The organism is Streptomyces regalis, assembly GCF_001509475.1.
Classification (GTDB): Bacteria; Actinomycetota; Actinomycetes; order Streptomycetales; family Streptomycetaceae; genus Streptomyces; species Streptomyces regalis.
Map to the genome: position 1 here is coordinate 38,079 of NZ_LLZG01000412.1, position 9,831 is coordinate 47,909.

Here is a 9,831-nt window from a genome sequence, read left to right on the forward strand (position 1 = left end):
CCTCTGCGGGGTGGGGGCGGTGCGCCACCTGAGGGCGACCCTGGGGTGGCCCCCCGAGGAACTGGCGCATCCTCACCGAGCTCCGCCTGCCAGTCGGCCAGGACCACAGCCGAAGCCCGCAAGGGCGATCCCCTTGCGGGCTGGGCAGGCCGTCCAGGCCGGGATGGGACATGAAAAACCGAGCCACCCCGACCGGACCTCACCGGATGTACTTGGCGGGCTTGGTGGCCGTGTTGAGCAGATACTCCAGGGGGCCGCGGCGGAAGAAGCGGGACCAGATCGCGGCGAACACGATTGCCCCGAGGATGTACGTGAGCACGGGCACCCAGGACTTCGTGGTGCCGGCGCCGGAAGCGGGCCACGCGGACTGTGCGAGGAAGTGGCCGACGTAGGCGGTCAGGGACATGGTGCCCACGGCGATGACCGGTTTCGCCAGGCGGCGCAGTCGCGGCAGACGGTCCATCAGCACCGTCGCGCCCACGATCACGAGGATCGCGACGCCCACGCTGCCGAGGATGTCGAACGTGGTGCCGGTGTGCGGCCCGGCACCCAGCAGGTCCGAGGCCGACGACACGAGCTGCTCGCCGGACCCGCTGCCACTCGACCCCGCCCCGGAGCCACCGGACCACGAACCGGAACCGCCGGACCACGACCCGGAGCCGCTGGACGACCCCCCGATCCCGCCGAACACCGCGTCCTTGCCCGCAAGCAGCAGGGACAGGCCGTACGCAGCCACAGGGACAGGCCGTACGCAGCCACGGTGAGGGCGGCGCCGAGAGCGGCAAGGCGCCGCTGGACGGCGGGGGCGGACAGGTCGAGGCGGGCCAGCGCCATGCCGGCGATCAGGAACGGCATCCACGTGATCGTCGGATAGAGGCCCGTGAGCAGCAGATCGACGACTCCCACGTCGTTGAGCTTCTCGAGCGGGTCGTAGGCGTTGATGCTCTGCAGGACGGACCCGCTCAGCCACATCTTCAGGACGAACGCCAGCTGCGGCGTGACGAGCGCGAGCCCTGCAGCGATGATCGCCAGAGTCCTGGCGGACAGCCGCAGCAGGGGCAGGGCGAGGAGGAAGTAGACGCCGTAGAAGCCGAGGATGATGACGTCCCCGTACTCGATCGCCAGCACGCTGCCCAGCGCCAGCAGGATCACGGCGCGGATCGCGATCCGGGCCTTCGCCTGGCGGCCGGCGAGGCCGGTCTTCGGCTCACGGCGGCCTGCGATCAGCATCAGTGAGAACCCGGCGAGGGTGGCGAACAGGACCGACGAGTGACCGTCGGCCAGGAACCGGACCCACGTACCGAAGCCGCTCGTGTTCCCCAGCATCGGGCCGATGTGCACGATGTACATGCCGAACACCGCCAGCGCGCGGGCCAGATCCACCCCGACCAGACGTCCCATCGAGGGACTGCTCGAGACCTTCCCGGCGGACCCGGGCGAGGTCGCGGGCCGTGGAGGCGAGTTCTCCTGCGGAGCCGAAGTCTCCTGCGGCGGCTGTATCTGTGTCATACGAACAATCTCGGCGTGCCGTCAGGAGGCGGACCATCCGGCAGGCTTCGGTGACACCCCCGCCGACCGGCCGGGACCACCCCGCCGACCGGCGGACCAGCACCCCGGCCGGGTCAGCGGGCCTGGACGGCCCACCGTCCTACTTGATGACGGCGTTGGCCACCACGACGACAAGCCCGAGCAGCGCGTCCGCCAGGCCGATCCTCAGGGCGGAGCCCCACGTGCGACCGGCGGCGCGGGCCGCGAGCACGCCCCAGGCGAACAGCAGCACCACGTTCACGGCGAAGACCACGTACTCGACGCCCGCCGAGGGCCACCACCCCCAGGCCGCGCCGAGCAGCAGGACCAGCGTCGGCACCGTCGCCACCACCAGCGGCCACTCGGACAGCAACAGCCGTACCCCGGCGCGCACACCATGGTGGGTCCGGTCGCCGCGCAGGGCGATCAGATGCGCGTAGCCGTGCGCCAGGGCCGAGGCGACGGCCGTGACCAGGAGCCACTGGGCGCTGCTGAACCGGTCGGCGGGCGCCGTCTCGCCCTGCTCCGTCAGGGCGGCCACCATGGAGCTGGCCAGCACCGCCCCGTATACACCCCCAAACAGCACATGGGGCCGCGCCGCACAGCGGCGCAGAGCACGGACGGACTGACGCAGGTACGAGCGGGGCATGGGTGGGCGGTCCTCGAACGGTACGGAAATCGGCTGCGGCCCGCAGACTCGGCGCGGACCCACGTACCGATCCCATGGGACGAGCACCCACGGGCGCCATCCGCCGGGCCTCGCCAGTCGGCCTGCCGATGGGCCGGAGCGCACCCCCCGACCGGCTGGAGCCGGCCCGCCAGGTGTCCACAGTCCACGGTGATCGCGCCACTGCGTACCCTGCCGGACGTACCGTCGGCGGCAGGCGAACACCGTACGAGAACGTGGCCGCCCCGATGCGGGGTGTACGGGCCGCCGAGAAGCAGGACAGAGCACAGCACAGAGCAGACGAGTGTGAGGCGGAACGCCGGTGATCCGGGTAGTGGTGGTGGACGACGAAGCCCTGGTGCGGTCCGGATTCCGGATGATCCTGAACGCGTCCGACGGCATCGAGGTCGTGGCGACCGCGGAAGGGGCGGGGGCGGCCGACGTGATCCGGTCCGAGCAGCCGGACGTCGTACTCCTCGACATCCGTATGCCGGACGTGGACGGCCTGACCGTCCTGCGGCAGATCCAGACGCTGCCCGCACCACCGCACGTGGCCATGCTGACCACCTTCGACACCGACGAGTACATCCTGACCGCACTGCGCTCGGGAGCCGCCGGCTTCCTGCTCAAGGACACCGAGCCCGAACAACTCGCCCAGCTGGTCCGCACCTTGGCCGCGGGCGGGGTGGTGATGTCCCCGAAAGCCTCACGCGCACTGCTGCGCAGTCACCCGGGGGCGGGAGCACCCCAGGACGCGGACACGGCACGCGTCGGCCTGCTCAGCGACCGGGAGCGCGACGTCCTCGTCCTGATCGCGGAAGGACTGTCCAACGCCGACATCGGCACCCGCATCCATCTGAGCGCGGGCACCGTCAAGGACCACGTCAGCTCGATCCTGACCAAGCTGCGGGTCACCAGCCGTGTCCAGGCCGCACTGCTCGCCGAGCGGGCCGGACTGCTCGGCGAGCACGGCGACAACACCGCACGGGACAACGGACGATGAGCACAGGCGGGGCACGCAGGGCACTGTGGCGGCGGGTGCCGCCCTGGGCGGTCGACGCGGGCCTCGTCGCGCTCGCCGTGCTCGACGCCTGGATCAACCTCTACGACGAGGGAACCACCCCCCTCGTCTGGTCCTGCGTCGCCCTCGGCAGCGCAGCACTGTTCCTGCGCAGGCGCTTTCCGCTGGCCGTCTTCCTGCTGACACTGCCCATGGCCCTGTTCATGGACGTGGCGTTCGCGCCGATCACCGCCCTGTACACACTGGCCGCGTCCACCCGCAACCGCCCGCTGCTGGCCGGCTGCGTCCTGCTGAACGCGGCGGCAAGCACCCTCGCCTGGTCCCTGTCCGACGGATTCGCCGGCGACCGGACCTGGACGCTCATTCAGTTCGTCTACACGCTGGCCACCGCCACCGCCCCCGTGCTGTTCGGCCAGCTCGTGCAGGCCAGACACGACGTGGCCCTCCAGCTCGTCGAGGTCGAAGAGGCCCGGGAACACGAGCGCGCCCTGCACGCCCAGACCGTCCTTGCCCGCGAACGCGCCCAGCTTGCCCGCGAGATGCACGACGTCGTCTCCCACCAGGTCAGCCTCATCGCCGTACAGGCCGGAGCCCTCCAGGTCGCCGCCAAGGACCCCGACGCCCGCGACGCCGCCCGCACCATCCGCACCCTGAGCGTCGACACCCTCGACGAACTCCGCCACATGGTCACCCTGCTCCGAGCCTCCGGCGGCAAGGAAACCGAACTCACCCCCCAGCCCACCCTCGCCGACCTCCAGCAGCTCATCGCCAACAGCGGCATCGACACCACCCTGACCGGAGAGCTCCCACCCGGCATCAGCACAACCGCCCAGCGCACCGTCTACCGCACGATCCAGGAAGCCCTCACCAACGTGCGCAAGCACGCCCCCGGAGCCCACGCCGAAGTACGCCTGTGGCACGACGCCCACCAATTCGGCGTCACCGTCACCAACACCGCCCCCACCCGCCCCTCCGTCGCCCTGCCCAGCGCCCGCCACGGCCTCATCGGCCTGGGAGAACGCGCCGAACTGCTCGACGGCACCCTCACCGCCCAACCCACCCCACCAGGCGGTTACAAGGTCGAACTACGCGCCCCCGCCCGGCCCGACTGAAACCGACCGCACGAGCACCCGCCTCCGAGCCTTCGACCGCCGGGAATCACACCGCCACGAACCGGCCGCGATCGCCGCTGAGCACCTGGCTCTGCGCGACCCAGCCCGTGTCCTGCGTCAAATCGAAGCCTGACGGCCCATCCTGGGCCGTCAGCCCACGCCCCCTGGCCGTATGCCGACTCGCTGGATCGTGCCGCGTCCTACACCACGCACCCCGACTACCGGGTGCGGCTGCCGATTCCCCTCAGCGCGGACTGACCGACCGGGCCGACGTCTCCTCCTCAAGCGATGCAGCACAGTTGGCCGGCGGTTCGGGTGGAAAGGGCCTTCGGGGCATATGGCTCACTCGGTGCGCAGGCCGTCCGGGCGCATCAGCCGCAGCAGTGGTGGCAGGCTGAGCACGGCCACCAGCAGGACGACGGCGGTGGCGATGCCGGTCATCGACAGTACGCTCGCCCAGTCCACCCCCACCGGCTTGTCCGTCATCCTCAGCAGTGCCGCGCCCAGTGTCACCCCGAGTGCTGTGGCCAGCGCCAGGCCGAGGCCGATCGGGATCGCGGTTTGCCACAGCACGGACAGGCACAGGGTGCGGCGCCGGGTGCCGAAGGCGATGAGTGACGACAGCAGTTTGCGGCGCTCGCGCAGCTGCTCCAGCTGCGACACCAGCAGACTCGCGCCGATCAGCGCCAGTACGCCGGCGGCACCGACGAACAGGAAGGTGCGGATGGAGGCGTAGGTGTCGTCGCGCTTGCTGGACACCAACATCACCGGGTCGGTCGGCATACCGAGACGGCGGGCCGTGTTCCGCGCGTAATCCGGCGCGGCCGCCAGCCCCTGGTCGAGCGCGAGGTAGATCTGCCCGTGCAGACCAGGTGCGCCGCCCGAGGGCAGGGCACCCGGCGTCAGCAGCAGGCCGCCACGCTTGTACCCGGACGGGTCCGCGATGGCCCGTGCCTGCTTCACGCCCGCCGGCACGCTCCAGGACGTCGGCCTGTGATCAGCGGGGGAGCCGTCGTCCGCGTCGAACCACAGCTTTGTGCCGGCCTTGGAAAGGTCGGCCGCCCCCAGCTCATCGACCTCATCGTCGCCACCCCGGACGGCGAAGGCGTCACCGTCCTTGCAGGAGGGGAAGGAAGCCACCTCGCGCAGGGACGCGCAGTCGGCGATGGTGACCTGGGCGGAGTTGGTGGCGCCCTCGCGCCGGTCGCTGACACGGCCTTCGTCGTAGGCGTCGACCTTCGCAACGCCTCTGGTCGCCTTGAAGTCGGCCGCCGCCCGGGCGAGCGGGACCTCGTCCGGCAGGTCCGCGCTCATCTGGGCCCGGGTGGGGTCGTTGGCGGTGTGCTTGGTGTACTGGCCCTGCACCCCGGAGAACAGCATCTGCAGGGCGATGGCGCCCGCCACCGCAACCGCGACGCCGTTGACCATGCGGGCGGCCGTTCCGCTGCTCAACTGAAGTCGACGGATGGCCAGTTGCCAGGCGACCCCACCGGAGCCGAGTCGGGCGACGACCGTCTCCACGACCCACGGCAGCAGCGCGGTCACCCCGACGAGCAGCAGCAGGACACCACCGGTGACCTGGTACTGGTTGAAGTCTCTGCCGTACCGGTCCTTCCCGATCATCGGGTAGAGCAGTCCGAGCCCGCCCACGGGCAGCAGTATCCGCCACCACAGCCGGCGCCGCGGGGGCTTCGCGGTGCGCACCACGCCGAGCGGCTCGATCACCACGCCTCGCAGCGCGAACAGCGTGACCAGCACTGCGGCCGCCGGGACCGCGACCGCGACGAGCAGGGCGAGCACGAGGGAGGGGATCAGATAGCTGGGGAACACGCTCACGTCGAACAGGTCCACGGACCCGGAGAGCTCCCGGACGAGCAGGAAGAAAACCGTGCCGAAGGCCAGGCCGGCCACGGAGCCGGCGAGGGCCTCGCCGGCGGCGATCCGCCGGGTCGTCCGGCTGTCCGTACCCACCAGCCGCAGGGCAGCGAGGCGCCGGTCACGGCGCTCGCCGCCGAACCGCACGGCCGCGGCGATGAACACGCCGACCGGCAACAGCAGCACCAGGAACACGACGAGGGCGAGCAGGACCAGGACGGGGTCCCTCTTCTCCGGGGTCTTGAACCCTGCGCCGAATCGGTCGATGCGTTCGACCAGGCCGCTGCCCTCCTTGACCACGAGGGTGTCGGCGCCGCGGTAGAAGGCGAGTTCCTGGGCGCCGATGAGTCCGGGTTCGGCGATGGTGCCGACGATCCGCTCGGGCAGCCGTTCGCGCAGCAGTCTCCCCTCGCCGGACTGCAGCAGCCGCTTCAGTGCGGGAGAGACCACCATCTCGCCCACCCCGGGAAGTTTCGACACCCCTGGCGGCAGGGGCGCCCTGGGGCCCTCGGGCTGCAACTCCCGCCCGCGCACTTCCTTGTCACGGAAGGCCGTCCCGGCCTCGCCGACCACCAGCGTGTTGTCCGCCTTCTTCAGCGGCGACTCGATGTACTGGTAACTCAGATCGGTGCGCGCCGTCTCGCGGTCCTGCCGGACGGCCAGCGCGTTCGGGATCGCGGCGAACAGCAGCAGCAGCGCCACGCCGAGGCCCACGCCAACGGCGGTGAGGAGCATCCGCACCCACCCCTCCCGCCCGCCGGTGAAGGCGAACCGGGCCCCCATGGCCAGATCCCTGGACCTCCCCCACTCTCGACTTCGCTCGAGCGGGAGGTGCCCCCTCCGTGCACTCATATGGCGCGCTCCATGTCCCGGGACCTGCCGTCGCGTACGACGACCTCGCGGTCGGAGTAGGCGGCGACCCGCGCCTCGTGCGTGACGAGGACGACGGCCGCGTTGGTGGAGCGGGCCGCCTCGGTCAACAGCCCCATCACGCGCTCGCCGTTGAGCGAGTCCAGCGCGCCGGTCGGCTCGTCGGCGAACAGCACCCGGGGGTTGGTGACCAGCGCCCGGGCCACGGCCACCCGCTGCCCCTGACCGCCGGAGACCTCTCCGGGCCGCTTCTTTCGCAGGTCGTCGACCTCCAGCCGCTCCATCCACGTCAGGGCGGCCTTCTCGGCCTCCTTGCGGGAGGTGCCGTTCAGCCGCAGCGGCAGCGCCACGTTCTCCACACAGGTCAGCTCGGGCACCAGCTGACCGAACTGGAAGACGAAGCCGAACTCGGAGCGGCGCAGCGCACTGCGCTGGGCGTCGTTCATGGTGGCCAGCTCACGCCCGTTGTAGGTGATGGATCCGGAGTCGGGCGTCACGATCCCGGCGAGGCAGTGCAGCAGCGTCGACTTGCCGGATCCGGAGGGGCCCATCACGGCGACGACCTCACCGGGGTGGATGGAGAAGTCGGCGCCGTCGAGCGCGGTGGTCGGTCCGTACGCCTTGCGCAGGTCCTGGGCGGCGAGCAGGGAACCAGGAGGAGGGACACGGGTCACGCGGCCACCGCCTCGGCGAGCTTGTCCAGACGCGCCGCGGTCAGCTCCAGCCAGCGCAGATCCGCCTCGAGGTGGAACAGGGCGTGGTCGCAGATCAGCTGGTCGGCCAGGTCGCCTTTGCGCTTGCGGTCGGTCAGGATCCGCATGCTGCGCAGGTGTTCGGAGCGCTGCGTGTCGAGGATGCCGGCCGCGTCCCGGTGTGTCAGCAGCGCGAGGACGACCTTGCTGTACAGCAACGACTGCAGGTACGGCTCGGGCTTCTCCGGCGTCGCGAGCCAGCGCTCGACGTCGGAGATCCCGGCGTCCGTTATCGCGTACCGCTTGCGCTCGGGCCCACCGCCCGCCTCGATGCCGTCGACTTCGACGAGGCCGTTCTTCAGCAGCCGGGACATCGTCGCGTAGACCTGGCCGTAGTGCAGCGGCCGGTCATGACCGAACTTCTCGTCGAACGCCCGCTTCAGGTCGTAGCCATGTCGCGGACCGGACTCCAGGAGCCCCAGAAGGGTATTACCGATGGACATGCCGGGCACTCTACATGCCATGTATACATAGCATGTATACGCATAGTGTTTAGATCATGTCGGTGGGTACGCCCGTGCAGGTGGGGGCGTTGTCGCAGCCTCTTGCTACCGGCGCTGGCGCAGACCCCGCCGACCCGGACACCGGAACCCAGCAGTAGACGCTGCAGTGAGCCGTGGAAACCGGGCCGCGCCTGCGCGGCGTGCTCCCGTGCGGGCTCAGCACTCGATGTATACATGCAGTTTATACACCTCGTGTATAGTGCGGTGCATGTCGATCAGCCACACCCTCCTAGGGATCCGGGAGGTCAGGCCCCAGCCAGGGTTACGACCTCAAGCGGGCCTTTGACCAAAAGTTCGGTCACGACCGGCCGCTGCACTACGCCCAGGTCTGCTCGACGATGTCCCGGCCGCTGAAGAACGGCCTCGTCGAAGTCGACGGGATCGAGGCCGGCAGGGGTCCTGAGCGCAAGCGGTACGCCATTACGGAAGCCGGGATCGCCGGCATGGGGTCACCGACATGGAGCGGTGGCTGGCTACGCCCCGAGCTGTACCTGCAGTCGACGCTCTCTGCGTGCTGCGGACCCACCGCAACGTTGCCGACATCCTCGACAACCAGCGATCCGAGCACCTGCGCAGCATGCGGATCCTCACTGACCGTAAGCACAGGGCCGATTCGCTGACCAGCCGGCCTGACTGACCCGACCTTCGTGCAGCCGAACCGGCCGATGTCCGCCATCGGGCCAGGGGTCACGGGGGCGTTGTTGCGCCCGCCGAGCGATCTGGACGCCCTGGCTGTCCCTTCGGCCGCTACTTCCGCAGGCCGGAGGCCCCGGGGAGGAAAAGTTCCCGTGGTCGGCGACAGGGGCGTCGAACGACGGTGGCGAGCAGCGCGCCACCCGCAACCAGAGAGTAAATTGAGTGAAAAACCAGACGCCACCTGTAAGGGGAACCGGTCAGACGCCTCCAGCAAGTGAAACTCCTCAAGAGGAATCGGAAGACGTCGAAATCCGCAGGTTTGCCATCGGGGTCATCTTTTTCACGTCGACATGCGTGACACTAATGTCTGAGCTGGTGCTCGCCCTCGTCGGCGCGAGCCTCAAGGCGACGGCAATGGCCGCTGTGAGCGTATTCGGCTGCACCTTCGGTCTTGGGTACTTCATCGCCAAGAGGCGCGGATATATTCAGACGAGCACGTCAAACTGACGGCTACGCGGCCCGCGAGACCCTGGCACACCCTCTGTTCACCGTGATCGCCACGGACCGGCAAGCGCAGGACTGCCGCGCTCTCGTGCGCGCCTGTGCTCTCGGGGCAGGGCCCCTCCCGCACGAGCTGCAAGGAGAACTGGCGTCGGCCTTGGGTGCCAGCGACAGCGTGATCCGGGCGAGTCTCGGGCAGCCAACCTATGCCTCGGTAACCATGAGCCTGACCTGAGACGAAGTGGCATGCAGATTGAGCCGTTCCTGAGGGTTGTTCGACCAGATCTGCCGCCAGATCTCCCGCGGGAACGCGGTGAAGGCCAGCAGATCATGCTGGGCGGTATCCAAGTGGGCGGCTGCCTTGGGG

At 69.8% G+C, this 9,831-nt stretch carries 7 protein-coding genes and 4 pseudogenes; 5 read left to right on the forward strand and 6 right to left on the reverse strand.

Features of this window, described 5'->3' with window-relative positions:
* Positions 1-199: 199 nt before the first annotated feature.
* A pseudogene (locus ADL12_RS46725) lies at positions 200-1,401 on the reverse strand (DUF418 domain-containing protein).
* Between the two features lie 247 nt (positions 1,402-1,648).
* Positions 1,649-2,176 (reverse strand): hypothetical protein, encoded by a 528-nt coding sequence (locus ADL12_RS46730; RefSeq protein ID WP_062715032.1) that lies wholly within the window; start codon positions 2,174-2,176, stop codon positions 1,649-1,651.
* Between the two features lie 394 nt (positions 2,177-2,570).
* On the opposite strand from ADL12_RS46730, the gene ADL12_RS46735 reads away from it, so the two are divergent.
* Together ADL12_RS46735 and ADL12_RS46740 are read left to right on the forward strand one after the other, a co-directional pair.
* On the forward strand, positions 2,571-3,197 hold the full coding sequence (locus ADL12_RS46735; RefSeq protein WP_244188297.1) for a response regulator: 627 nt from the start codon (positions 2,571-2,573) through the stop codon (positions 3,195-3,197).
* Positions 3,194-4,327: a sensor histidine kinase gene (locus ADL12_RS46740; protein WP_062715033.1), complete on the forward strand. Its 1,134-nt coding sequence runs from the start codon at positions 3,194-3,196 to the stop codon at positions 4,325-4,327. The genes ADL12_RS46735 and ADL12_RS46740 overlap by 4 nt, the downstream gene beginning before the upstream one ends.
* A 342-nt stretch (positions 4,328-4,669) precedes the next feature.
* Here ADL12_RS46740 and ADL12_RS46745 read toward each other — a convergent pair whose 3' ends face one another.
* From ADL12_RS46745 to ADL12_RS46755, 3 genes are all read right to left on the reverse strand, one after another.
* Positions 4,670-6,985 (reverse strand): ABC transporter permease, encoded by a 2,316-nt coding sequence (locus tag ADL12_RS46745; RefSeq protein WP_079052662.1) that lies wholly within the window; start codon positions 6,983-6,985, stop codon positions 4,670-4,672.
* 65 nt (positions 6,986-7,050) lie between these two features.
* The gene (locus tag ADL12_RS46750; RefSeq protein WP_062715037.1) at positions 7,051-7,746 is read right to left on the reverse strand and encodes an ABC transporter ATP-binding protein; all 696 of its coding nucleotides are present in this window, start codon (positions 7,744-7,746) and stop codon (positions 7,051-7,053) included.
* Positions 7,743-8,267, reverse strand: coding sequence for a PadR family transcriptional regulator (locus tag ADL12_RS46755; RefSeq protein ID WP_062715039.1), 525 nt, complete (start codon positions 8,265-8,267; stop codon positions 7,743-7,745). The genes ADL12_RS46750 and ADL12_RS46755 overlap by 4 nt, the downstream gene beginning before the upstream one ends.
* A gap of 268 nt (positions 8,268-8,535) precedes the next feature.
* On the opposite strand from ADL12_RS46755, the pseudogene ADL12_RS52150 reads away from it, so the two are divergent.
* The 3 genes and pseudogenes from ADL12_RS52150 to ADL12_RS57555 all read left to right on the forward strand — a co-directional run.
* Positions 8,536-8,940 (forward strand): annotated as a pseudogene (locus tag ADL12_RS52150) (PadR family transcriptional regulator); the annotation flags it as partial.
* Between the two features lie 245 nt (positions 8,941-9,185).
* Positions 9,186-9,470 carry a hypothetical protein gene (locus ADL12_RS54745; RefSeq protein ID WP_159053511.1) on the forward strand — a complete coding sequence of 95 codons (285 nt, stop codon included), beginning with the start codon at positions 9,186-9,188 and terminating at the stop codon, positions 9,468-9,470.
* Positions 9,469-9,699, forward strand: a pseudogene (locus ADL12_RS57555) (hypothetical protein); the annotation flags it as partial. The gene ADL12_RS54745 and the pseudogene ADL12_RS57555, both read left to right, overlap by 2 nt.
* 17 nt (positions 9,700-9,716) lie before the next feature.
* On the opposite strand, the pseudogene ADL12_RS52160 reads toward ADL12_RS57555, so the two are convergent.
* Positions 9,717-9,831 (reverse strand): annotated as a pseudogene (locus ADL12_RS52160) (transposase); the annotation flags it as partial.

Coding starts and splice junctions, on each gene's coding strand:
- ADL12_RS46735 (WP_244188297.1), top strand. CDS start 2,571: ATGATCCTGAACGCGTCCGACGGCATCGAGGTCGTGGCGACCGCGGAA.
- ADL12_RS46740 (WP_062715033.1), top strand. CDS start 3,194: ATGAGCACAGGCGGGGCACGCAGGGCACTGTGGCGGCGGGTGCCGCCC.
- ADL12_RS46730 (WP_062715032.1), bottom strand. CDS start 2,176: ATGCCCCGCTCGTACCTGCGTCAGTCCGTCCGTGCTCTGCGCCGCTGT.
- ADL12_RS46755 (WP_062715039.1), bottom strand. CDS start 8,267: ATGTCCATCGGTAATACCCTTCTGGGGCTCCTGGAGTCCGGTCCGCGA.
- ADL12_RS46745 (WP_079052662.1), bottom strand. CDS start 6,985: ATGGGGGCCCGGTTCGCCTTCACCGGCGGGCGGGAGGGGTGGGTGCGG.